The organism is Leptolyngbya sp. Cla-17 (genome assembly GCF_016807185.1).
GTDB lineage: Bacteria > Cyanobacteriota > Cyanobacteriia > Leptolyngbyales > Leptolyngbyaceae > ULC077BIN1.
The window spans coordinates 2580285-2603726 of the sequence record NZ_JAEVYN010000002.1 but is presented as its reverse complement, the minus strand read 5'-3'; the positions used below and the strand labels follow the sequence as shown (position 1 = coordinate 2603726).

General features: G+C 50.3%; 22 protein-coding genes. 16 read left to right on the top strand and 6 right to left on the bottom strand.

All coding sequences use genetic code 11. From position 1 onward, the window contains the following. Positions 1–4: 4 nt before the first annotated feature. The 4 genes from JOY44_RS22835 to JOY44_RS22820 are packed head-to-tail and all read right to left on the bottom strand — an operon-like array spanning position 5 to position 10694. The gene (locus JOY44_RS22835; protein ID WP_171575716.1) at positions 5–2269 is read right to left on the bottom strand and encodes a CHASE2 domain-containing protein; all 2265 of its coding nucleotides are present in this window, start codon (positions 2267–2269) and stop codon (positions 5–7) included. Between the two features lie 16 nt (positions 2270–2285). Then, positions 2286–3077: a DUF928 domain-containing protein gene (locus tag JOY44_RS22830; protein ID WP_171575715.1), complete on the bottom strand. Its 792-nt coding sequence runs from the start codon at positions 3075–3077 to the stop codon at positions 2286–2288. A gap of 8 nt (positions 3078–3085) precedes the next feature. Further along, positions 3086–5725 (bottom strand): CHAT domain-containing protein, encoded by a 2640-nt coding sequence (locus tag JOY44_RS22825; RefSeq protein ID WP_171575714.1) that lies wholly within the window; start codon positions 5723–5725, stop codon positions 3086–3088. A gap of 22 nt (positions 5726–5747) precedes the next feature. Beyond that, a complete protein-coding gene (locus JOY44_RS22820; RefSeq protein ID WP_203032093.1) occupies positions 5748–10694 on the bottom strand; it encodes a beta strand repeat-containing protein in 4947 nt (1648 codons plus the stop codon). 494 nt (positions 10695–11188) lie between these two features. Here JOY44_RS22820 and JOY44_RS22815 point away from each other — a divergent pair, with 494 nt between their 5' ends. From JOY44_RS22815 to JOY44_RS22775, 9 genes are all read left to right on the top strand, one after another. Continuing rightward, positions 11189–11428, top strand: coding sequence for a hypothetical protein (locus tag JOY44_RS22815; protein WP_171575712.1), 240 nt, complete (start codon positions 11189–11191; stop codon positions 11426–11428). 190 nt (positions 11429–11618) lie between these two features. After that, on the top strand, positions 11619–11819 hold the full coding sequence (locus JOY44_RS22810) for a DsbA family protein (RefSeq protein WP_197985689.1): 201 nt from the start codon (positions 11619–11621) through the stop codon (positions 11817–11819). 129 nt (positions 11820–11948) lie between these two features. Then, a complete protein-coding gene (locus JOY44_RS22805; protein ID WP_171575711.1) occupies positions 11949–12629 on the top strand; it encodes a VOC family protein in 681 nt (226 codons plus the stop codon). A gap of 187 nt (positions 12630–12816) precedes the next feature. Continuing rightward, positions 12817–13671 (top strand): oxidoreductase, encoded by an 855-nt coding sequence (locus JOY44_RS22800; protein WP_171575710.1) that lies wholly within the window; start codon positions 12817–12819, stop codon positions 13669–13671. Positions 13672–13722: 51 nt separating this feature from the next. Further along, positions 13723–14433, top strand: coding sequence for an SDR family NAD(P)-dependent oxidoreductase (locus JOY44_RS22795; RefSeq protein ID WP_171575709.1), 711 nt, complete (start codon positions 13723–13725; stop codon positions 14431–14433). Positions 14434–14539: 106 nt separating this feature from the next. Further along, positions 14540–14869 (top strand): NIPSNAP family protein, encoded by a 330-nt coding sequence (locus JOY44_RS22790; protein WP_171575708.1) that lies wholly within the window; start codon positions 14540–14542, stop codon positions 14867–14869. A 245-nt stretch (positions 14870–15114) separates the two neighbouring features. After that, complete coding sequence (locus JOY44_RS22785) at positions 15115–15765, top strand: VOC family protein (RefSeq protein ID WP_203032092.1); 651 nt, start codon at positions 15115–15117, stop codon at positions 15763–15765. Positions 15766–16084: 319 nt separating this feature from the next. Next, positions 16085–17395 carry a dihydrolipoyl dehydrogenase family protein gene (locus tag JOY44_RS22780; RefSeq protein WP_197985688.1) on the top strand — a complete coding sequence of 437 codons (1311 nt, stop codon included), beginning with the start codon at positions 16085–16087 and terminating at the stop codon, positions 17393–17395. A 128-nt stretch (positions 17396–17523) separates the two neighbouring features. Continuing rightward, positions 17524–18597 (top strand): IS630 family transposase, encoded by a 1074-nt coding sequence (locus JOY44_RS22775; protein WP_171571797.1) that lies wholly within the window; start codon positions 17524–17526, stop codon positions 18595–18597. A 5-nt stretch (positions 18598–18602) separates the two neighbouring features. On the opposite strand, the gene JOY44_RS22770 is transcribed toward JOY44_RS22775, so the two are convergent. Continuing rightward, a complete protein-coding gene (locus JOY44_RS22770; protein WP_171575706.1) occupies positions 18603–18743 on the bottom strand; it encodes a hypothetical protein in 141 nt (46 codons plus the stop codon). A gap of 55 nt (positions 18744–18798) precedes the next feature. Between JOY44_RS22770 and JOY44_RS22765 the strand changes: the two genes are divergently transcribed. Then, the gene (locus JOY44_RS22765) at positions 18799–19185 is read left to right on the top strand and encodes a cupin domain-containing protein (protein WP_171575705.1); all 387 of its coding nucleotides are present in this window, start codon (positions 18799–18801) and stop codon (positions 19183–19185) included. On the opposite strand, the gene JOY44_RS22760 is transcribed toward JOY44_RS22765, so the two are convergent. Beyond that, positions 19166–20473, bottom strand: a complete 1308-nt coding sequence (locus JOY44_RS22760; RefSeq protein WP_171573592.1) for an IS701 family transposase — start codon at positions 20471–20473, stop codon at positions 19166–19168. The genes JOY44_RS22765 and JOY44_RS22760 overlap by 20 nt on opposite strands. Before the next feature lie 131 nt (positions 20474–20604). Here JOY44_RS22760 and JOY44_RS22755 point away from each other — a divergent pair. From JOY44_RS22755 to JOY44_RS22735, 6 genes are all read left to right on the top strand, one after another. Then, a protein-coding gene (locus JOY44_RS22755) for an IS630 family transposase (protein WP_197985220.1) occupies positions 20605–21488 on the top strand; the annotation gives its coding sequence in 2 pieces (ribosomal slippage) (positions 20605–20931 and positions 20934–21488; 882 coding nt in all). Beyond that, complete coding sequence (locus JOY44_RS22750; protein ID WP_171573862.1) at positions 21481–21660, top strand: hypothetical protein; 180 nt, start codon at positions 21481–21483, stop codon at positions 21658–21660. The genes JOY44_RS22755 and JOY44_RS22750 overlap by 8 nt, the downstream gene beginning before the upstream one ends. Positions 21661–21790: 130 nt before the next feature. Next, the gene (locus JOY44_RS22745; RefSeq protein ID WP_171573907.1) at positions 21791–22294 is read left to right on the top strand and encodes a helix-turn-helix domain-containing protein; all 504 of its coding nucleotides are present in this window, start codon (positions 21791–21793) and stop codon (positions 22292–22294) included. Continuing rightward, positions 22291–22866, top strand: a complete 576-nt coding sequence (locus tag JOY44_RS22740) for an IS630 family transposase (RefSeq protein WP_171575927.1) — start codon at positions 22291–22293, stop codon at positions 22864–22866. Before JOY44_RS22745 ends, JOY44_RS22740 begins: the two co-directional genes overlap by 4 nt. Positions 22867–22920: 54 nt before the next feature. Next, positions 22921–23199: a hypothetical protein gene (locus JOY44_RS32985; protein ID WP_415881123.1), complete on the top strand. Its 279-nt coding sequence runs from the start codon at positions 22921–22923 to the stop codon at positions 23197–23199. Then, entirely contained in the window at positions 23130–23387 is a 258-nt protein-coding gene (locus tag JOY44_RS22735; RefSeq protein ID WP_203032091.1) for a hypothetical protein, read from the top strand. Before JOY44_RS32985 ends, JOY44_RS22735 begins: the two co-directional genes overlap by 70 nt. The last annotated feature ends 55 nt before the right edge of the window (positions 23388–23442 follow it).

Sequence of the window (23442 nt, the reverse complement as noted above, 5' to 3'; positions counted from 1 at the left end):
GACGCTACTCCCGATTCACAATCACAACAACTTCTGTGCCTTGACCGGGCTGGCTTTGAATGAGTAATTCACCCCTAATCTGCTCAGCCCGTTCACTCATGCCCAATAAACCAAAGCCCTGCTCCAGAGATACTTGACCCACGTTAAAGCCCCGTCCATCGTCCTTCACCCGTAAAAAGCACTGTGTCTCCTCGTACACTAACTCAATGTGAATTTCAGTGGCATGGGCATATCTAACGGCATTGGTGAGTGCCTCTTGTCCAATCCGTAAGAGGTGATTCTCAACGTATGGTGCTAAAGCATAGGCTACACCCATAACCTCGTAAGTGAGATGGGTCTGACTGGAAACTTGCATTTGATTGGTTAAGTGTTTAAGAGCATCAAATAAGTTGCCCTCTTCTAATAGTTTAGGACGCAGTGCTGTTACTGAGCGCCGCGCTTCAGCCAATCCTGTGCGGGCTAATTCATCTACGGTTTCCAGGTGAGTTTGTGCGGTTGCTGGTTTTTTCGTAATCAGCTCGGTGGCAGCTCCAATATGCAGCAGGATACCTGTAAAGGCTTGGGCGAGGGTATCATGAATCTCTCGTGCCATCCGGTTGCGCTCGTCTAAAATTGAGGCTTCTTCAGCCCGTTTACGATCGCTGATGTCTTGCCCAATCCCCACAAATAACTTGTTGTCAAGCTGAACATTTGCCCAGGCGGTGTTGACGAAGCGATCGTCTTTTGTTCTAATTTTTAGATCAAACCAGGTGCCAGTCGCGGCTAACATATGGTCTAAAATCTGCTGCCGCTGTTCCGAATCAGAACTACATTCAGCCACTAGGTCAATATTCTGCAAATCGGCGGCTGACCAGCCCAACATTTGCTCAAACTGACGATTGCCAAACTCAACGCGCCCGGTTGCGTCGTAAAGCGTAATCATCACCGGAATGTGATCCACGATCGTTTGAAGAAGCTGTTTCTGCTGGCTTAATGTCTCTTCCGCCTGTTTGCGTTCAATAATTTCTTGCTCTAGATTCAGGGTTCGCTCTTCTACTTTTTGTTCTAGGGTGCGAGCGTGCTCCTTAAGATTTTCCCAGAGCAGGTAGCCATTGCTGGTGATCGCAGAGCCCACAAGGGCAAGTAGCGGTGGCACGATGATGATCCACCAACCCACAAGAAAGAAACCGTAGGCAGCACCGCTAAAAGCCATGCCCAATAGCACAACTTTCAATACGGTTTGTCGCGGTGATGAGGCTGTCCAGCCAATGACGGCTCCAGTGGTTGACCAAATCACGATCCACAACCACTCCATTGGCTCTGACCAAGTGTGCAAGAGTGACCGTCCATCTAACGCGGCACTCAGCAATTGGCTAGTTAACAGCGCATGAACTTCAACACCAGCGGGTACAGCAGTAGAGTCAGTGGTGTAAGAGGTGAAAAATTTGTCTTTCAGGCTTTCTGCGGTCACTCCAATCAGGACGATGCGATCGCGCACCAAGCCAAGTGGCAGCCGTCCCTGCAAAACATCCGTGAGCGAGATCGTGTGAAACCCATGCCGGAATTTGGGGAAATTTGACAGAATTTGATACCCACCTGCATCCATCCCCACATAACCGCCATCATTGGGCTGCAACGGTGTAAAGATAGCTCGACCCAACTGAAACTTCGTCTGCTCAAGGTTAAGAGGTTGACGGGAGATACCTTGTTTATCAAGGTAAAAAAATGCCAGACGTGCGCCCAACGTAAAGATCGATCGATCATCCTGAGTTCTCAAATACAGCAAGCTGCGACGCACTCGACCATCTCCATCCAACAGCAGATCACTGGCACTGACCTGATTTCGCTGTTTTAAGAGCGGCGGGGCTGGAATGACTTCACCATTTGCGGCTTTAATGACGTTCTCAATTCCAATTAAGTTAGGGGTAGAGGTGAAAACGTTGCTCAGGTCTTGATGACCGGGTTCTACAGGTAAATCGCGAAAGAGATCCAGCCCAATGACTCTGGGCTGCTGTCGTTTGAGCAAAGTGATGGCACGAGCCAGCATGGCATCAGACATGGGCCATTGACCAAGCTGTTTGATATCCGACTCATTGATCGTGACGAGGACGATGCGAGAATCAACCGGTTCAGAGGGACGCAGACGAAACATCTGATCCAGTGCCATTAGTTCCATGAACTGGAGTGCGCCAGTTAACCGCAAAAGCAGCAAACCTCCAGCAACGCTGGGAACCGTGAGTAAGACGACCCCACGCCAGCGCCAAATTTGCTGTTTCAGAATTGTCCACATAGGTTAATGCGATCGCTCAACGCAGGTTTTCTTTCTCTAAGTTGCTATCAATCAGGGTATCGACTCCCCCTGATTGCAACAGTTCACGCCAAGCAGTGCTAATACTTGGATCATTGAGTTGACTGCGCTTCAACTGATACAGAACGGCAAGGGTATCGTACCAGGCGTTTGCTTTCTGATAGAGTGCCACCTGTTCTTTGGGTGGTGCTTGCTGAATTTGGCGCAAACGAGCGGAATCGAATTCAATGCGTTGCACCATCCCTGTCACAAAGCGATCGTCCAGGCGATCGCTGGGACTGCAAATGATTGCAAACAACCAGGTATAGGGCTGCTCCACGGTTAAAGGCGGTGCCTGGGCTGGTAGGGTGAGGGTGATCAGGTTGGGAGTGTTGGTCAACGCAACCGTGGTGCGGTAAATGCCGCGACCGCCTCGACTGCGGAGGCTAAATTCGGCATTCTTGGCGCTAGTTTTGGGCACGTAGACGAGGAAGGTGGGGCGCTCTGCTAAGGTGAAGCCCGGTTTAGTCGCGGGGCTGAGGGCAGTCAGCAATGGGCTGCTTGGTGCTTCCGCATCTTGAGGGCAGTTAGATGGATTACGTCGTCCTCCTGGCGATGATCGACCCGGATTTTTGGGTGGCGGTGGCGGGTTGCTCTGCGCGAGTTGAATGGTAGACTGGCTTGCTGAGGAAAGTTGGAATTGGGTTGGCGAAGCGATACTGGGCGCAATTACCCCAATTTGCATCGCCACTTCTAGTGTCAAAGCAATGCCAACGGGTAAACAATACAGCAGGGTTTTAGAGCTAGCCATCACGTTTTTTACAACCAATTTCCTAACAGAATAAACGGTGCCCAGTAGTAAGGCGAGGTGTAATCATCTTGATGTAACAAATTGATCTGAGCGCGACGCAATGCTTCGGCTTTCGTCACTCCTGGCTTTCCTAACTCACGATAAAATTCAATCATCAGAGAAGCGGTGGAGCGATCGCTGACCGACCATAATGAGGCGACAGTGCTGCGTGCCCCGGATCGCACTGCTACGCCTGCCATTCCTAACGCTGCCCGTTTGTCTCCCGTTGCCGTTTGGCAGGCACTAAGGACTAACAATTCGATCGGATTAAGTCTTCCCTCTCTAGAACGCAGCAGTTGATCCAATTGTTTAACGTTAATGCGTCCATCCCAGGTCAAGATGAATGTGTTTTCTGCATTCGAGCTAAACTGACCGTGCGTTGCCAAATGAATGATCGGTGAAGGTGTAGTGTCAATCTTTGTCTCAAACGATAGATTCGTGAACGACTGATCGAGCAGCACTTGCGCCGGAATTTCTGACTTAACTTGATCAATTTCCACGGCAACATTGGGCAATGCCGCAAATCCCTCCCGTGCTTGCGTTAACCCGGCTAATAGTCCTTGTAGCCGCTGACGCTGTAGTGGTTGGGGCTGAAGCAGTTGAAGACCAGGGGTTAGCACAACACTGTATTTCTCAATCAGATACTGTTGACCATCATGTAGGGCTGCCATTGGCACACCACGCAGCAATCCATCGGGCACAAAGACGAGGGTTTTCACGCCATTCGCCGCCAGTTCTGTTTCCACAGGCTGTAGGAGCAGCTTGTAAACCTGCTGAGCAACGGGCAACCAATCTTCCACAAAGGCAGTGGGTCTGAGGGATTGTCGCATCTGAATGAGAATCCGCTCAATTTCTGTTTGCGGCAGCAGGGTCTTGTGATAATGCAACGGTTGATTCGGCAAAGACAGGATCACTGCAAACTGGTTGGGCAATATGATTGGGTAAATGACGGCGGCTTGCGGATCAATCTGGTCAATTTTTACCGGACGTGCTGTGATGCAGGCTTCTCGGAAGAAGTTGTCGAGTTCTGCTAATTGGAGTGCTTCAATCACCTCCCGCGCTTGTCTCAGGTTTTCCTGATTGGGCGCATTGTCAGATTGCAACAGTAGTTCCACAAACTGTCGATAAACAGGTTCGACGCTTTCCCGGAATGAGAATTGCACTTCTGGATTAATCGCTGCCAGGTCACTGCGGAGAGATTGCAGGGTTTTAACAGCTTCAGCATAGGCAGCTGTGGCATTTTGCAGATTTTCAGTTGAAGTGCAGGACAGTTTTCCTTGACAGAAAACTCGCCCTAACTGCCACTGCCACTGGTAAGCAATGTCAGGCGCGTTAATTGACTGAGCTAAACGGAGCGCCTGTTGAGTCAGGGTTTTCGCACTGCCCCATTGATGGGTTGTTTCATACAGACTTCCTAACGTACCGAGAGCATAGGATTCGGCACGAGCATCTCCCAGCGTATGAACGTGCTGAATCGCGATCGCAAGTTCTTGGGCAGAGGTTTTGAGTAGATTGGCAGGTAACGCTTTTTCGGTTCCCTGACGGCTCATCTTGGTAGCAATTTGAGCCAGATTGATGCGGGCATACACAGCCAGATGCCCGAGAGGAAACTGGGCAAGTTGGGATTGAATTTGTGGCAATAGGCTTTGAGCATCGGCTGGGCGATCGCTCTCAACGAGCAGACTTAACCAGGCAATTTGAACTTGAGTTTTTGCAGTTAGCGAAGGAGCGATCTCGGCGGCTCGTTGGTAGAACGCCAGTGCTGTATCGGTATCTCCCTGGGCGCGGGTGGTGTTGCCCAAACTCAGGAGAACGCCGCTGATATCGGATGGAGTTGTTTTGTCTGGAAGTCTCTCAGCGATCGCCAAACTTTGCTCCAGAACAATCCGTGACTGCCTCAAATTGCCTACTAAGCGCAGCATCTTGCCCAGATTCCGCAGCCCAGTCACCTTGAAACGCGAATCTGGCTGATTTTGCAATGACTGCTCTACCTGTGTCAGAAGAGCAGTGGCGCGTCTGTAAAGTCCCTCCGACTGTAATGCTCTTGCCTGATTAATTTGACTACCCAGGATGCCGATCTCATCATTGGTGTTGCGATAAACCGTTTCAGCTTGCTGCCAGATTGCCAATGCCTCGCTGACTTTGCCCTGAGACAGTTGCAGCTTTCCTTGAGTCGTGAGTACCTGGGCGAGAACCTGTGAACTACCTGGATTGGAACTATGAGTATTCAACAACCCGATGGCTTGCTCGATCGCTTGATTCGCCTGCTTCCATTGTCTTAAATCTGTAAAGGCAGCAGCGAGGAAATTCAGCACGAGAGCTTGATTGAGGCGATCACCGCTATCCTCGTAACGAGTGGTCGCCTCTTGCCAAAGTGCGATCGCGTCTGAGAGTTGCCCTACCTGATAGCGATCTTCTGCCTGCTCTAATAATTGAGCAGGGGAATTAGTGGTAGCGGGTTGTATCGCCACTGCAATCTTTGTATGAAGACTGACAATCAACAATCCTAACAGCGCAAATCGCAGGAATTGCCGTAATCTCTCGTCTGAGAAAAGCTCCCGGATGAACGTTCCTCGATTGATTCGCCTGTTCCAGCGTCCTTCTTTCATAGGATTTTTGGCTCCTGATTTACTACCTTTTCTGGCAAGCGACTGGTGAATTCAACCAGTTTTGAACTGTTGAATCAGACTGATTGGTAACCAGGAAAATCTCTCCAGTGGGAGCTATTTGTACTCTAGTGACTTCGACAATGGGCGCGGGATGATGGGATGTGGGATGTAGCGTGTAGGAGGGTGTTGAGTGGGAAGCTTGTTGAGCCACAACTAACCTACGCCGATCGCTCCATTCCGCATCGTCATCTAATTGCTGCTCTGGTGTGGGCGGCAAGCCACCACGCCCGGTGATCACAAACGAGTTGCCCTGATTGACGGGACAGCCTTGAGCAATTAACCCAGATGAGTCTACAAGGTCGGTTGATAGTTGCAATAATCCAGAGTTTGGGTCGATACCTGTGAGGATGATATTGATCGTGCCACTCAAGGCGGAGTTTGCACCTGTGGCGGTGATGTCACTCAAAGGGGTAGGAAACGGACGGGATTGAATACCATAGATCCCAACGGCATTGATGCGGATATTGCCACCCCGAAAGTCTTCAGAGTTGGCGCTGATGTTGCTATTTTCGTTCAGTACTGCAATCAGAAATCGAGTATCAATAGTGATGTTGCCACCGGGAATGTTCGCTCCTGTAGCATTGGTGGTGATGTTGCTGCCATTGCGGAGGAGGATGAAGGGCGATCTCAAGTTAATATTGCCCCCACCGCCCGTCGTATCGGCTCGAATACTGCCCTCATTGTTTAGGTAGATGCGATTCGCGTCCACAAACAAATTACCTGCCGATCCGGTGCCCGAACTGCTAACGGTGACTTCTGCCTGGTCTTGGATGTTGAGAGTTCCGGTGCGAAGCGTTAAGTTTCCCCCTGCGCCGCTGCCCTCTGTTTCAGCGGCAATCACCGAACCCTTGCCCGTGAGCGTAATCGATTCGGGAGTGACGATCGTCAGTTGACCGCCCTGTCCAGTGCTGGAGGTGTCTGCCCGAATGCTGCCCCCCCTGTTGACAACAACCCGATTTGCATCCACGAACAAAGAGCCAGCGTTGCCCGTGTCTGAACTGCTAACGGTTACTCCTGCTTGGTCTTGAACACTGAGCGTATTAGTTTGCAGCCTCAAGTCACCGCCTTTTCCGCTGCCTCCGGTTCCGGCAGCAATGATGGAACCGTTGCCCGTGAGCGTGATCGATTCGGGAGCGGTGATCGTCAACTGCCCTCCCCGTCCAGCGCTGGAGGTGCCTGCCCGAATGCTGCCCCCATTATTGACCACAACCCGATTTGCATCCACAAATAAAGAGCCAGCGTTGCCAACATCTGAACTGCTGACGGTTACTCCTGCTTGGTCTTGAACACTGAGCGTATTAGTTTGCAGCCTCAGGTCACCGCCTGCGCCGCTGCCTCCGGTTCCGGCGGCAATGATGGAACCCTTGCCTGTGAGCGTGATCGATTCGGGAGCGGTGATCGTCAACTGCCCTCCCCGCCCACTGCTAGACGTAGAAGCAGAGATTTGTGCGCCGTTTTGCAGGTTCACCCGCACACTGTGACCATTGTCGCGGGGTTGAATGGTTAAGTTCCCTGCATCTCCAGCGCTGGTAGTGCCAGCGAACAGACCGCTGTTTACCCCTGACAATTGCAGGTTGGGTGTATTAATGGTGATATCTCCGGCTCGACCGTTGCCAGAGGTCGAAGTCAGCAATTGTCCTGCCCCAGTCACATTCAAGCGATCGGCATCGACGACGATATTTCCGCCTCTGGCATTGGTTTGAGTCTGAGCATTGAGGATTGCTCCATTGGCAACATTCAAGCTGTCAGTCGTGACGCGAATATTGCCGCCTGCGCCGATATTATTGCTGGTTCTGCCCAACAGCGTGTTGCTGCCGCCACTGCCAGATAGAATATTGCTATTGATCCCTGATAAATTGACCTGGTTTGGTGCAGTGATTTGAATGTCTCCTGCCCGCCCCTGTCCCAGCGTTTGAGTTTGAATCGCGCCTGCTGTAATCACTAGAGAAGGCGTGTTGATTGCAATTCCGCCGCTGTCGCCGATCGCGCCCCCTGCCACGCCGCTCAAAATTCTGCCATTTGCCAGAGAAACCGAATCATTAGCTTGAATGGAGATGCTGCCTGCATTGCTATTTTGTCCAAAGGTGGTCGTTGCCAGAGCGGCTCCATCCTGAATGATTAAGCGCCCGGTTTCAATGATCAAGTTGCCTGCGCTGCCTGTAGCGCCAGCGGTCGTTTGAGTGAACGCACCCGTGGGAAATACAGTTCCAGTCGGAAGTTGAAAATTCCCTGTAGCATTGGGGTTAGCGCCAGTGGGAATGTAGCCCCCCACATAAGTACCGGGTGGCAGCCCAGCAAAACCTGATCGCAAATTAGTACCAAACGGATTTACTGTGGTTGCTCCACTTAGTTGGATGGAGTCAGAGGCACGTAAGGTGATGTTGCCTCCCTGTCCACTGCTATGAGTGGAGGCAGAGATTTGTGAACCATTCGTCAACGCGATCGATGGAGCTGTAATTTGAATATCGCCGCCACGACCCGCACCAAAGGTATCGCTGGAGATCAAGAAAGTAGCAGGTAAAACAAACGGAGCTTTCGTCTCAATGGTGACGTTGCCAGAACCCAACGCACCTGTAGAGTTAATGGTGGTGGTGGTGATAAAACCACGACTAATAGGCGTGGGATCGTAGGGTTGAATAGTTCCCTCTGCAATCAAGGTCACATCTCCTCCCCTGCCTCCCCTGCCTACTGTGGAGAACGAGCCACTAGACAACCACTCTGTGGTAATGATGCTGCCACTTGGGGCAGTTAACGTAATTGCTCCTCCATTCCCGGTATTAGATTGAGCAGAAACATCAGATTCTAATCGAGACGTGGAAATGTTGCCGTTGATCGCAGTTAGAGTAATTGCACCCCCATTTCCAGCGGTACCAAAACCCGTAGTAGAGTTAGCGCTACCTCTGGCGCTAGAATTTACGCCAAAAGTAATAATATTTCCATTGGTAGCACTGAGAGTGAGCTCTCCACCATTGATTGCAGTACCGCTAGAACTGTTGGAGCCAGATTGAATCCGACCTCTTACTCTAATGTCACCGTTGGTCGTACTCGCGGCAATCCGACCACCATTACCCGCAGTGCCAGAGGTAGAGTTTGAGTTTGAGTACGGACTGCCGACATTGATGCTACCATTAGCGGCGGTTAGACTAATGTTCCCTCCTCTGCCTGCGCTACCAGAGTTAGAGCTAGTGACAGCATACAACTCCTCTCCAATAATGCTGCCATTGGCGGTACTCACGGTAATATCTCCTGCTCTGCCGCTATTTAAGGAAGAGATCGAGCCAGTCCTGGTGAAGCCAATCGCAATATTGCCAATAGTCGTACTCAGAGTGACATCTCCTCCGTTACCTGAATTACCTTGAATAGAGGATGAGAGAGATGAGAGAGCGGTGATCGCGCCCGTACTGATATCACCATTTGCATTTACGGTGATGCTGCCCCCGTCATTTGCACCATTGCTTGTATCAAGGGGTTGTTGATTGCTGGTAAATGATCCAGCACTGGTAATGTTGAGTGCTCCGCCGTTGGTTGTGATCGCCCGAGTGCTAATGTTGCCAGTACCCGTGGTCAAATTAACAATTCCGCCTACTCCATTGAAGGGCTGCAAAACAACTGCTCCACCCAGCGTAATGCCTGTCGGAATAGGACTTGTACTGCTGCTCGTAGGAACTGCTCCAGAATTTGTGCCGCCATAGGCTAAGGTGCTTTGTCCCGATCGCAGCACTAACGCAGAACTCGTGCGGAGTGTTTCGGTATCCGGTCCAGGCGGCAATCCAGCGGTGTCTGGACCGGTGATTGTGACATTACCCTGTAAGTGAATGTTGCTCTGGGATTCGATCAACAGGGACGCTCCAGTATAATTCGCTGCTACGTCTACATTGCCCGTCGCGCTGATAATGGGGTCATACAAACTGACAAAATTTGCCGAACCGCCTGACACACTTGTGATCTGAACGCGATCTCCACTCACAAAGCGGCTATCTCCAGAAATCACCCCATCACTGATTAAACTCAAGTTGCCGCCGCTCACAAACGAAGGCTGCATGGGGTGATTAAGTGCCAGAATATCGATGCCCTGATTACCTTGCAGAGTGAGATTGCGTCCCGCTTTTGCCAGAAACGGAGCGGCTGCACTATCTCTGATCTGAACTGTCTCTGCCAGCAGCGATAAATCACGTCCGGCTTGCAGTTGCCCTTTCAAATCTAATTGGCTAGCTGCCAAGGTGAGATCTTGGGCAACCGATAGATGGGCGCGATTGACGATCACTGCACCCGGTGAACTCGTGCCATACTGCAACCCTGGTGTTAGATTCACGCTTAACAGCGGTGGGGCTTGGGGATTGACGGCACTAAACTCACTGCCATCAGGAAATTGAAAGCGATCGGCAGTCGTCGCCACAAACGAACCGCCAATATTGAGTGACGCATTCGGACCAAACAAAATTCCATTGGGATTGAGCAAAAATAAATTTGCTGTTCCATTTGCCCGAATTAATCCATTAATGTTGGAAATAGATCCACCTGTGACCCGACTGAAGATACTTTGCACATCAGCCGCATTGTTGAAAAAGGCAGACCCACCTGTAGAAATCGAGAACTGGCTGAAGCTGTGGAACAGATTGCCCCCTCGTCTTACTCCGCCATCAATTTGAGCGTTGAGATTGCCCGTGACTTGAGATCGCTCTCCCGTAGGCAGCGTCGCATCAGGAATCGCCTGAGCCGCGATCAACTGAGCATAGAGTAATACGTTCAAGCTACTGCCCGCCAAAATCCATGCTTTCAGGTGCGATCTGTTCATTTTGCGACTCTCATGCCATTGTTGCAATCGACCGGGAAGGACGACTCTTGGTGCGGTGCAAAGCATTTTCCCTGCGGGTAATCGCTTCAGCCAGGATACAAGAATCGATCGCATCAGACCAGGCAAGATCAGTAAGTTAACATGACTTCGTCAATTTGTAAGTTGTGCTTTAGTTCATACTTGGATACCAACTTTAGTTGGAGCCAAGCTGCAAATTTGAGATGGATTGGCTCATCAATCCATCTGTTGGAAAGAAGTATGAACTCCGAATGGACGACAAGTGAGAGTTGATTGCCTATATTCAACTCATGCAAAAACAGCAGTCTTTTCCGATGAAATTAAATACTACTTCTTGAAACAAAATAATTGATAGTGATGTTTATTACTTCGAATAATTCAATCAGTTAGAAATCAATCAGAAAGTCGGGGTAAAATAAGTGTCTCAAATTCTACGCACTCAATTTAGTTCGATTGCCTCAATAGATGGATATCGCCGACAGAATACTTTTGATCCGCCTCAATTTCATCTCTCGTCTGCAAAACGTAGTCGCAATCGGGGTACGTTACTGTCGCAGTAAGGATGGCAAAAATTAACTCAAGCTGGAGTATTGCATAACGAATTTGGTCAGCGTTTCACTTATGAACAATTGAGTGAGCGATCGCTCCTGGATATGCGTACTGTCAGCCGATTGTTAAGTTGCGAAGTCAAAGTTGATAAGAATACGCTTGAAACATTTTTCCGTGCTTTCAACCTGTCATTAGAAGCGGATGACTATATCGTATCTCAGGATGATGGAGCGAATGAGGTAAAACCTGATGCACCCGCTCACACAATTTTGATGGTGTAGAGAGGTGAGTTTGAGCAACTCGTTGAAGAATTGAGCCAATCAAAGCAGTGTATCGAAGAGTACGATCGCCTGTTTCAGCGGTTGGGACTGAACGAAGATCTTATTAGTCACCCATTGAGGGCCTAGATTACTCACTGAATTATAAATAATGAGGACAGTGTTATGACATCGACCCTATTTCTACTCAAGCATGATTTCTCGTCACTTTCTGCAAGATTTATCGAGAGGAGTGCATGTCGATCGCATCAATAACGATATTGAAAGCGGAATACGAAGTGGAGTAACGGTCGCACCAGACCTGTTTATTAATGGCATTCAATACACGAATCAATGGAGCATTGAGCCATTGATGGCAGCATTATCAACAAACGATTCCTCAAATGAATGCTGAAAGTCTAGAAGGACACTTATTTAAGCCGCGTTTTAACTCAAAGAATTTGAGTGGTCAGAATGGAGCGATCGCTGAAGACTGAAAAGTAACCAATTCGAACAGCAAACTTACCAACAAAAGGAGAACAAGATGAACAGCAATCATGTAAACCGTCCAAACCTAAAACTCGAAGTTGTGGTATTCAACGTTTCCGATGTCGATCGCGCCAAGGCATTCTACGAGAAGCTTGGCTGGCGGCTTGACATTGATATCGCGGCGGGCGGCTACCGCAATGTGCATGTGACACCACCCAACTCGGACGCCTCGATCATCTTTGGCAAAGGAGTCGCTCTGAACAATCCTGGTTCGGTGCAAAACCTGGTGCTCGCCGTGGATGACCTCGATGCTGTCCGTGCAGACTTGATCACTCGTGGTGTCAACGTGAGCGAGATCTTCCACTACGCTGGTGGACCCTTCAACAACGCGGTGGAGAATCCGCGCGGCGGCGGACGCGACCCAGAAGGTCGTTCCTACTTCTCCTTTGCCTCGTTTGAAGATCCGGACGGGAACGTCTGGCTGCTCCAGGAAATCACAACGAGGCTTCTTGGTCGCCTGTGGGACTCTCCACGAACAGACGTTGCGACCCTTGCAACCCTTCTGCGCGAGACAGCAGAGCACCACGACCCCTACGAGAAGACTCACGCCGAGCATCACTGGTGGGACTGGTACGCACCCTATCTGAGTGCACGTCAGAATGGCAGCAGTCCAGAAGATGCCGCCGTCGCTGCTGACCGTTATGTGGAGGAGGCTTTGCCTGTTCTTTCCAGATGATGTGGTTAGAGTTCCACATCCGCCGAGTACATCGGCGACTAGGTTAGGACATCAATCGCTTAATGATAAAAGGGGGGCAAGAGTATCAAGCTTTTCGGTCTTTTTGATACTCCCCATCCGTACAGCAGTCATGCACTAGCCGAGTTCAAGCCAACGCACTAAACAACACCTAAAACGAGGATACACAATGAAAACGCAGAAAGTATGGTTCATTACCGGAGCCTCCAGGGGCTTTGGGTTAGAAATCGCCAGAGCAGCCCTAGCAGTGGGCGACCAGGTCGTAGCAACGGTTCGTCGTCAGCCCGAACAACTCGCCGCCACCCTACACAACCACGAGGATTTGTATGTGGTGCAGATGGATGTCACCCAGGAAGACCAGGTACAAGCGGCTGTCCAGCAGGGTATGGCTCGTTTTGGTCGGTTCGATGTCTTAGTCAACAATGCTGGGTATGGCATAGTGACGGCGATCGAAGAAGCCACGGATGCCGAAGTCCGCAAACAGTATGATACCAACGTGTTTGGGTTACTGAACGTGACTCGTGCTGTGTTGCCGTACCTGCGTCAGCAAAAGTCTGGACGGGTGATCAATATCTCGTCGCTGTTTGGCTACGATGTTGTTCCGGGTTGGGGATTGTATGGGTCCACTAAGTTTGCGATTGAAGGTCTCTCGAAAGGGCTGGCGGTCGAATTGGCACCGCTCGGTATCCACGTTACGACAGTTGCTCCCGGTCTTTTTACGACCGACTTCCTGAGCACTGAATCCTATGTTGCCGCTAAAACTATGATCGATGATTACCAGGAAACGGTAGGTCAGATGCGGAGCGGAGCCGATGCGCTACATGGAAACCAGCCCGGTGATCCGAAAAAGTTTGCTCAGGTGATCGTTCAACTTGCCAATACAGACCGTCCACCGCTGCATCTGCCCGTCGGTAAGGACGCGATCGCGATGTACCAGAACAACGCTGCAAAAATGGCAGAGGAAATCGAAGCATGGCTGCCAGTTGCGACCAGCACCAACCATGACCACCGCATTGCGGCTTAGACCATCGCCTGATCTGCAACATTCACACAGTATTTACCAAGGAGTTTTACGATGAGCACTGAACAGAAAGTCGCTGTGATTACCGGCGCGTCGCAGGGCATCGGCGCAGCTTTTGTCAAGGCATACCGCGATCGCAACTATCGAGTGATTGCAATTTCACGCTCAATTGAGCCATCAGATGATGATGGTATCCTCGCAGTGTCAGGTGACATCGCTGATCGAAAAACTGCCGAGCGTGCAATTATCGAAGGCGTCACCCGCTTCGGGCGCATCGACACGCTCATCAACAACGCTGGCATCTTCATCGCTAAGCCGTTTACCGAGTATACCGAGGCAGACTACGCGGCATACCTGGGCACCAACATCACTGGCTTTTTTCACATGACACAACTTGCGATCGCCGAGATGGAGAAGCAGGACAGTGGTCATATTGTGCAGATCTCAACGAGCCTGGTTGACAACCCGATCGCTGGCGTACCGTCCGTACTGGCATCGCTAACGAAGGGTGGACTGAATAGCGCAACTCGATCGCTGGCGATTGAGTATGCCAAGCGTGGTATTCGGGTGAACGCCATTGCGCTGGGTAACATCAAGACGCCAATGCACCCTGCCGAGACTCATGCCCAGCTTGCTTCCATGCATCCGAACGGTCGTATGGGCGAGATCTCCGACATTGTCGATGCGATCCTCTACCTCGAATCAGCCCACTTTGTGACCGGCGAAATCCTTCACGTTGATGGTGGACAGAGTGCGGGGCACTGATACCACTTTGCAATCAGAGGAATGCCTCTGACGCTTTCAAACAAGATTCCACGATCGCATATCCTCCTGACAAAATCGCACACCCTCCTGACAAAGGAACACAGGCATGATCTACGAATTACGCATTTATCACACCATGCCCGGACGACTACCCGCGCTGCTATCGCGCTTCCAGAACCACACGTTACGGATTTGGGAAAAGCACGGCATCCGCCAGGCAGGATTCTGGACAACGCTGATTGGCAAGAGCGAGAGTAATCAGCTCACCTACCTACTTGCCTGGAACAGCCTGGCTGAGCGTGAGGAGCGTTGGAGTGCCTTCCTCACCGACCCCGAATGGATCGCGATAAAAACTGAAACCGAGAAGGACGCTCCACTCGTGCAGAACATCAGTAACGAGTTGTTGGCACCGACTGCCTTTTCCTCGGTGAAGTGAGCGGTGAGGCGATCGATAGAACTCAAACTGTCGTTCAATTTATTCCACCCCTTGATTCATCAAAGCTAAATTCACTTAGATGTTGAAAGTTTCAAGGGCACCCATTTAAGTCGCGTTTTAACTCAAATAACTTGAGTGGTTTGAATGAGGCGATCGCAGAAGAATGAAAAGTAACGGATCTGAACATCAAATTTGTTAACCAAAAGGAGAAAAAGATGAGTAGCAATCTTGTAAGCAGTCCAAACATGAAACTCGAAGTTGTGGTGTTCAGCGTTTCTGACGTTGATCGCGCCAAGGCATTCTACGAGAAGCTCGGTTGGCGGCTTGACATCGACATCGCGGCGGGCGATTACCACAACGTGCATATGACGCCACCCAACTCAGACACCTCAATTATCTTCGGCAAGGGAGTCACTCTGAACAATCCTGGTTCGGTGCAAAACCTGGTTCTTGCCGTGGACGACCTTGATGTCGCCCGCGAAAACTTAATAGTCCGTGGTGTCAACGTGAGCGAAATCTTCCACTACGCTGGCGGACCCTTCAACAACGCCGTGGAAAACCCACGCGTTAGTGGTCGTGACCCAGAAGGTCGTTCCTACTTCTCCTTTGCCTCGTTTGAGGACCCGGACGGGAACCTTTGGCTGCTTCAGGAAATCACGACGCGGTTTCCTGGTCGTTTGTGGGACTCTCCACAAACAGACGTTGCAACCCTTGCAGCTCTTCTCCGCGAGACGGCAGAGCACCACGACCACTACGAGAAGACTCACGGTGAGCACCATTGGTGGGACTGGTACGCGCCCTATCTAAATGCGCGTCAGAATGGCAGCAGTTCAGAAGATGCAGCCGCTGCCGCTGACCGTTACATGAAAGAGGCTTTTCTTGTTCTTTCCAGATGATGTGATCAGAATGGCATTTGCCAGGTTGGGTTCTAGACGAACTTTTTCTTACTGAATTGAGGGATGGGGCTTAGCACGGAACTCGCATCTATCACTGGCCCCACCTCACAACTGAGTCGTGCCGACAGACAATACGTAACCTCAGTTAAATCCAATTGGAGAAAGATCAATTTGGAGAAAGATCAACGTTTGAAAAAAACAAACATCAACGCCGCCACTTTTTGGGTCTAATTCCACTGGACCTATCCGAACGCAACGACAGGGAGGTCAGCACGTGTCCAAAAAAATCAACCATAATCGTCGCTACTTCCTAACAACCATGCTTACAAGTAAGAACGTTGTTTTATTTGAGCGCGATGCGTTAGGCGGCAGTTGCATAAACTATGGCTGTACGCCTTCTAAAGCCTTTTTAGCCGCTGCCCATGCCGCAGGTCGCGCTCGACAAGCCACAAAGCTCGGCATACACGCGCAGGTTGAAGTCGATTTTTCTGCGGTGATGGAGCGAGTACGTGGCATTCGCAGCCAGTTTAACCAGGGTACCAAGCGGCGATTAGAGAGTGCAGGGGTTAAAGTCGTTTGCGCTGAAGCCGCTTTCACCGGAGAGCGAACGGTCAGCGGAGGCGGTGTGACGGTACAGGCTCCGATCATCGTCATTAACACAGGCACATCCTCTACGATTCCTGACATTCCTGGTTTAGCTGGAACGCCTTATCTCACCAACCGAAATTTCTTTGATTTGCAGCAGATTCCGCCCCGGTTGCTCGTGGTCGGTGGAGGCTATATTGCCCTGGAGTTAGGGCAGGGAATGGCACGTTTAGGCAGCCAGACTGAGTTAATTGTACAGGGCGATCGCCTGCTGGCTCAAGAAGAATCTGATGTCAGTGCTGTGCTGGCAGATGCCTTTAAGCAAGACGGCATCGGACTGCATTTCAATAGGACGGTTCAGCAGGTTGCTTATGCTAACGGTGTGTTTACTCTCACGCTGAGCAATGGCAAAGTGCTCGACGGAGAAGCTCTGCTGCTTGCAACCGGGCGCAAACCCAATACTGAGGCATTAAATGCTGCGGTGACTGGCGTTGAATTAGATGCCCAGGGGTTTATCAAAATTGGCGACCAGTTTCAGACGACTTACCCTGGGGTCTATGCGATTGGAGACGTTGCTAAGCAGCCTGCGTTTACCCATGTTGCTTGGGAAGACTACCGTCGATTGAAAGCCATTCTGTGTGGCGAACAGCGGACACGCAGCGATCGCGTGCTTGGCTATGCCGTTTACACCGAGCCTCAAGTGGGTCGAGTGGGCATGACGCTAGAGCAGGCTCAGGAACAGGGACTCGCTGCCCGCGAAGTGACCCTGCCGATGGCTCACATCGCTCGTAGCATTGAGTGGGGGCACGATCTGGGTTTCTACCGCATGGTCATCGACACCCAAACAAATTTGATTTTAGGCGCAACGCTAGTTGGCTACGAAACGGCTGAACTCGTGCATGTCTTTTTGTCACTCATGGAAGCTAAAGCAACGTGGCAAGTACTCGAACAATCGGTTCACATTCACCCAACGTATGGGGAGGCATTGCCCAGTCTGGCAAGGCTACTTGTTGGAGATAATATGCCAACCTGTCCCAACATGTAAGAAAGCAGCAACAATGACGAGTCAAGAATCAAGTGACTTTGTGGTTTGTCGTGAAGACACATGGTGTTGCCTAATACGGAATTGAGTAGGGGAGTATCATTTAGCAAGATGAAAAAGGTACTCTGTCCATGCCTCGACCCCGCACTCAAATTAGCCCTCATCTAGACTACGCAGATCTAACTCAGCGGTATGTTCAGTGCCAAGATGCTGGCGAGAAAAACCGTTGGTTGGTGATTCGATTGCTCAGTCATCCAAAGACTCCGATGAGCATCGAACAAACCGCTGAGATTTGTGGACTCAGTTGTAGTGGAGTGCGGAAAATTGCCCGTCGCTACAACGCCGAGGGTGCGGTCGGACTAGTCAATCGGCAACGCTTGAACCCTGGGGGCAATCGGTTGGCTTTAAGTGATGAACAGCAACGGCTATTGCGGCAACGCTTACAGAGTGCCCCGGATGATGGCGGACTCTGGAGTGGACCGAAAGTTGGGGAGTATATCGAAACCTACTTTGGCATTTGCTTACACCCCTCAACAGCCTGGAAGTATCTACGACGTTTGGGGTTGAGCTTGCAGGTGCCGCGTCCGGTGCATCATCAAAGCGCAACCCTTGAGCAGCAAGCAGAGTTCAAAGCAGGATTAGCAGGTCATGTGGCGTGGTTGCGCTCGTTGTTTCCCAATCGGGAGATTGTAATTTGGGCGGAAGACGAAGCTCGATTAGGCTTGCAACCCATTGTCAGGCGGGTTTGGGCACCCATAGGAGAACGCCCATCAGCGCATCATTCTCGCCGCTATCAATGGGTCTACACCTATGGTTTTGTCCATCCTGCCACTGGAGCGAGCTACTTCCTTTTATTGCCCCGTGCCAATGTCTCCATGATGCAGATGGCGTTAGAGCTATTTGCGGCTCAGGTCAATCCCCATCGTCAGCAGTTGATCATTCTATTGGTTGATCAGGCCGCGTGGCATATGAGCCAAAAACTTCAGGTGCCCCCCGGCATTTTCTTCTACCCGCTATTGCCCTATACCCTCCAACTGCAACCCACTGAATGTGTCTGGTCTTTGCTGCGCGAAGCAATCGCTAATCAAGTGTTTGACAATCTTGATGCTTTAGAGGATGTCTTAGTCAAGCGGTGCCAATGGTTGATGCAGCATCCTGTGATAGTTCAAGGCAAAGTGGGCTTTGATTGGATTCAAGCAATTTAATCTGGTCAAAAAGTACTGCCTTCCGCAATTCCGTATAAGTTGGCATTGTACAGCTTCTCTCCAAGCCGAATGATTAAGTCGCGTTTTAACTCAAAGAACTTGAGCGATCTAAATGAGGCGATCGCTGAAGAATGAAGGGTAACCAAGTGAGCAGCAAACTCACCAACCTAATGGAGAGCAAAACTAATGGAGAGCAAAACGATGAGCACCGAATTTAGTAAAGGCAAAGTTGCAATTGTTGGTCAGAGTGAGGACCTCAATTGGTTCAATACCCTGCCTGGAGAGCAGATGGCTATCCGCGTACACAGCAGAGATGTCGGTGGAGCTTTCACAATCATCGAAGTGCGCGTTCCGCCGTTCATAGGACCGCCACTCCACTATCACGAAGAGAGGGAAGAAATATTTGAAGTCCTTGAAGGCAGATTTCGCTTTCACTGCGCGGGTGAAGAGTTTGAGGTCACGCCCGGAAGATCAGTTGTTGTGCCCCGTAACAGCGTGCATGGATGGGTGAACCTCGGACCAGAAGCAGCTCGGTTGCTCTTTACCTTCGTATCCCTCATTAATCACTCTAAGCAGATGAAAAGATAAGTTGGAGGTTTAGCTGATGCACCCGTGGACAGATAAACTGATTCATCTTCTGCGTCAGTTGCTCAAACCCTAACTGAAGGGAAGCAATGGGAAAAACCGTCAACCAGTGTTTAAGCCAATTGAAGCAAACTAAAGGTTGAATAACTAAACGCAAGTTGTTGAGTAAGTTCTTCCAACCGCTCTGGTTATTCCACCACGGGTGCTGCGAAAACCGCTGATGGGCCAGTGGACAGGAGTCGTTGAATGGGTCGGCAAACAAACTGACCATCAAAAACGTACTCATGACCAACTCCCACCACTTCTCAATCTGCTCATAGCGGGTCATACGAAAGTCTGCCCACCCGAGTGCATCTTTGGCTTGTTTGAGACCATACTCAATCCAGGTTCTAAAGCCATAACTGTCACCAATATCTTTGAGTTTGATTGCCGGGGCACAGACCATGACATAGGACGTTGAGTTGTCCGGTAACGTGTCAGGGTCAGTGGTCAACAGCCAGTACTGCTTGCGGTGGCTTTTGCCGTAAATCACCTCAGCCATGTGACGGGTTTCTGTCGTGCCATTACTAAAGGTGCGCTTGAAGGTCTGCCAAGGCTCCTGGTACACCTCCTGGTCTTGCGGTAGCCACAAAGCATGGTTGCTGCGAATCGCCAGGATGTAAGGTAGGTTTAATTCATCTAGCACATCGACAAAGTTGACTTTACTTTCGCCATACAAGCTATCGGCGAGCACCAGTTCAAACTCAAATCCTAGTGCTTGTAATTGTCGAATCATGGTTGCCGCAATTTGCGGTTTACTTTGATACTCTTCTCCCTCTTTGAGTCGTTCTCTGGGTTTATACACCTCAAAACTCAATGGCACAATCATGCCATCGACTAAGCCGTAGGCAGTGACAGCGACAATGCCATTTTCCTTCTTACCGACGTTGCCGATGTATTGCCGTTTGACGTAATCAGTGCTTTTTCCCTTCTTACAATCTCCAGTTTCATCAATCAGTAATATCAATGACCGACCGTTGAGTACCTTGAGGGTCAACTCCAATCGCTTCTGGCGTAACTGTTGCACCTGCCAAGGAGACTCGGTAAGGAAGTGATGTAAGTTTTGCTGATTGTTTAAGCCTACTGCTTTGGCAATGGCAGGTAAGGATTTGCGTTTAATCTCGCTAATCATCCCCAGATGCAGAAGCTTAAAGGCTTCATAGCTGCGCACTTCTGGGAATAAGTCCTCATACAATTGGCAGTATTCATCCACAAAATGTATCGTCGGGCGGGCGGCTCTAGATGCTGGCATGGCAATTGAATCTGGACAAACGTACCTCTATAATAGATAGTCTCTAGTCAGAGTGATTTAAGAGGGGTATAGCACTACGAAATCTTATGAGGACGTATAGTTAAGATTGCAAAGAATATCAATGACCTTTTATGCCAGCCCCCTACAGTGACGACCTTCGTCAGAAAGCAATTGCAGCAGTCAAACGAGGAGACCGTAAAACCGAAGTCAGCCGGATGTTAAATATCAGCCGCAATACCTTAGACCAGTGGCTCAAACGAGAAGCCCAAACCGGGAAGTGTGGAGCCATACGCAACTATCAGCAGGGGTGTAGACATAAAATCACCGATTGGCAACGGTTTAGGGAGTTTGTGCAAGAGCATGGCGGCAAGACCCAAGGGCAAATGGCAACTTTATGGGGAGAGGGTGTGACGCAACAAAACATCAGTGATGCGTTGCAAAAGCTGGGAATCAGTCGAAAAAAAAGACGTACGGGTATCAAGAGCGAGATGAGCTTAAGCGCCAAGAGTTTCAAGCGCGATTGAAGACCAAGACAGCGGCTCAGATGGTTTATGTCGACGAAGCAGGCGTTGATAATCGAGACGAGTATCCCTATGGCTACTGCGAGATTGGACACCGCTTTCATGCCCTCAAGTCGGGCAAACGCACCGAGAGAGTCAGTTGGATTGCGGCACTTAAACAGGGGAAGCTTTTTGCACCGCTGACGTTTATCGGCTCGTGTAACCGGGATTTGTTTGAGGTGTGGTTAGAGGAGTGTCTATTACCGCAACTGCAGCCAGGAGATGTCATCGTCATCGATAATGCTAGTTTTCACCATTCTCAAAGCATTGAGGACAGGGTAGCAGCGGCTGACTGTGAGCTTTGGTATCTGCCTGCCTACTCTCCTGACTTCAATCAGATTGAGCATTGGTGGTTTGTGCTTAAGAATTGGATGAGGCAACGGTGGGATGAGTTTGATAGCTTTCGTGAGTGTGTCGATGCTGCGTTCAATCAGTGTTCCAACATTCATGCGTAGCGCTATACCCGGCGGAATCGACGAATTCTTCCCCGAAATTAGTCAAACGCCACCCGATGGTTGGATAGATCTGGGACAGCAGTACGATAGTTGGATCGTCGGAGCGCCCCTGTGCGCTCAAGCTCAAGCTCACAGCGCAACTGCGGCTTACCCTCCAAAGCAAAACGATTAAATCGCGTTTTAACTCAAAGAACTTGAGTGGTTTGAATTGGGCGATCGCTGAAGAATGAAGGGTAATACCAAATTGAAAAAAGGGAGTAACAAATGGGAGACTAAGTTCTACCGTGTGGAGAACAACAGCAATGGTGGGTGTCACTCGCATCAAAATCCAGGAAACAGTGGCAGAACTAGAAGCTCTGATTCAACAGCAATCAAATCCAAACCGGAAAGAGCGGTTGCAAGTGTTGTACTTGCTGAAGTTAGCGGATGCCAGGAGTATTAGTGCGATTGCAAAAGTGGTCGGGCGGCACCGGGGGAGTGTGCAACGCTGGTTGAGCCAGTATCGGGAAGCGGGACTGAACGGATTGCTCGAAACTCGCCAAAGTTCAGGACGACCGCAGGTGATTCCAGGGTGGGCGCTCAAGAGCCTGCAACGACGATTGGATGACCCTGAAACAGGCTTTGGCAGCTACACACAAGTGCAGCAATGGTTATCAGAGACCTTGAACGTAGAAGCCGAGTATGCCACCGTGCATCATCTGGTGCGCTACCGCTTGGGTGCGAAGTTGAAAGCCGCCCGTCCGGTTCATGCCAAGCAGAACCCAGAAGCCCTTGAGGCCTTTAAGCAAACCTCAGCGACGACCTGATTCTGCTCAAACAGTATGCAACGCTAGTAAAACCGGAGTTTGAACGGATTCGCTACTTCGCTCAGGATGAAAGTCGATTTGGGTTGAAAACGACAGTTGGACGATTGATCACGAGCTTAGGAGTCAAACCACTAGGCAGTTGGCAATGGCAGTTCAAAGCCTTTTGGATCTATGGTGCGGTGGAACCGACCACCGGAGAGCAGTTCTTTTTGCAATTTACCCATGTCGATAGTGAATGCTATCAGCTTTTCCTCGACCAATTTTCGCAAGCCTATCCAGATAGCCTCAACATCCTCCAAGTCGATAACGGAGCCTTTCATAAAGCCAAAGACCTGGTGATTCCAGACAATATCATGCTGCTGTTTCAACCGCCTTACTGCCCTGAGTTGAATCCCATTGAGCGGTTGTGGCAGCACTTGAAGAAGGATTTGCGCTGGGCACTGTTCAAGAACCTAACTCAACTACAAACGAAAGTGGACAAATTGATTGCCGATTTAACGACCAAAACCGTTGCTTCTCTGACTGGCTTTAGCTTTATTGTAGATGCACTATCTGTCGCAGGCATTTTTTGATTTGGTATAACCAGGTGAGCAGCAGACTCACCAACATAACGGAGAACAATCAAGATGAGCAACATTAACGTGAACAGTCAAAACATGAAACTCGAAGTTCTGGTATTGCCCGTTTCGGATGTCGATCGATCCAAGGGCTTCTATGAGACGTTGGGATGGCGGTTGGATGCCGACTTTGTTACCAGTAAGGACTTCCGGGTAGTGCAGCTAACTCCTCCCAGCCAGAGTGCTCGATTATCATCGGCAACGGAGTTACGTCAGCCATGCCGGGATCAATGCAGGGTCTACACCTCATCGTTTATGACATTGAGACAGCCCGCGCCGCACTTGTAGATCGCGGCGTTGAGGTGAGTGAGGTATTCCATGACGAGGGAGGGATCTTCCACCACGCTGGGAACGAAGGACAGGTAACTGGACCCGATCCAGAGCATCGTGACTATAGCTCGTTTGCCTCTTTCAGTGATCCAGACGGCAACGGTTGGGTGCTCCAGGAGGTGAAGACACGGGCTCCTGGACGGTGACCTCTCTTAAACATTGATTCACTGCACAACGTTTGTACACAGACATAAAGGAGCA

Excerpts from the sequence above, each read along its gene's own strand:
- JOY44_RS22835 (WP_171575716.1), bottom strand. The coding sequence starts at position 2,269 with ATGTGGACAATTCTGAAACAGCAAATTTGGCGCTGGCGTGGGGTCGTC.
- JOY44_RS22735 (WP_203032091.1), top strand. The coding sequence starts at position 23,130 with ATGCCGGGATCAATGCAGGGTCTACACCTCATCGTTTATGACATTGAG.
- JOY44_RS22825 (WP_171575714.1), bottom strand. The coding sequence starts at position 5,725 with ATGAAAGAAGGACGCTGGAACAGGCGAATCAATCGAGGAACGTTCATC.
- JOY44_RS22785 (WP_203032092.1), top strand. The coding sequence starts at position 15,115 with ATGAAACTCGAAGTTGTGGTGTTCAGCGTTTCTGACGTTGATCGCGCC.
- JOY44_RS22800 (WP_171575710.1), top strand. The coding sequence starts at position 12,817 with ATGAAAACGCAGAAAGTATGGTTCATTACCGGAGCCTCCAGGGGCTTT.
- JOY44_RS22820 (WP_203032093.1), bottom strand. The coding sequence starts at position 10,694 with ATGCGATCGATTCTTGTATCCTGGCTGAAGCGATTACCCGCAGGGAAA.
- JOY44_RS22795 (WP_171575709.1), top strand. The coding sequence starts at position 13,723 with ATGAGCACTGAACAGAAAGTCGCTGTGATTACCGGCGCGTCGCAGGGC.
- JOY44_RS22805 (WP_171575711.1), top strand. The coding sequence starts at position 11,949 with ATGAACAGCAATCATGTAAACCGTCCAAACCTAAAACTCGAAGTTGTG.
- JOY44_RS32985 (WP_415881123.1), top strand. The coding sequence starts at position 22,921 with ATGAGCAACATTAACGTGAACAGTCAAAACATGAAACTCGAAGTTCTG.
- JOY44_RS22760 (WP_171573592.1), bottom strand. The coding sequence starts at position 20,473 with ATGCCAGCATCTAGAGCCGCCCGCCCGACGATACATTTTGTGGATGAA.
- JOY44_RS22830 (WP_171575715.1), bottom strand. The coding sequence starts at position 3,077 with ATGGCTAGCTCTAAAACCCTGCTGTATTGTTTACCCGTTGGCATTGCT.
- JOY44_RS22780 (WP_197985688.1), top strand. The coding sequence starts at position 16,085 with ATGCTTACAAGTAAGAACGTTGTTTTATTTGAGCGCGATGCGTTAGGC.
- JOY44_RS22765 (WP_171575705.1), top strand. The coding sequence starts at position 18,799 with ATGAGCACCGAATTTAGTAAAGGCAAAGTTGCAATTGTTGGTCAGAGT.
- JOY44_RS22775 (WP_171571797.1), top strand. The coding sequence starts at position 17,524 with ATGCCTCGACCCCGCACTCAAATTAGCCCTCATCTAGACTACGCAGAT.
- JOY44_RS22750 (WP_171573862.1), top strand. The coding sequence starts at position 21,481 with ATGCGTAGCGCTATACCCGGCGGAATCGACGAATTCTTCCCCGAAATT.
- JOY44_RS22810 (WP_197985689.1), top strand. The coding sequence starts at position 11,619 with ATGATTTCTCGTCACTTTCTGCAAGATTTATCGAGAGGAGTGCATGTC.
- JOY44_RS22790 (WP_171575708.1), top strand. The coding sequence starts at position 14,540 with ATGATCTACGAATTACGCATTTATCACACCATGCCCGGACGACTACCC.
- JOY44_RS22745 (WP_171573907.1), top strand. The coding sequence starts at position 21,791 with ATGGTGGGTGTCACTCGCATCAAAATCCAGGAAACAGTGGCAGAACTA.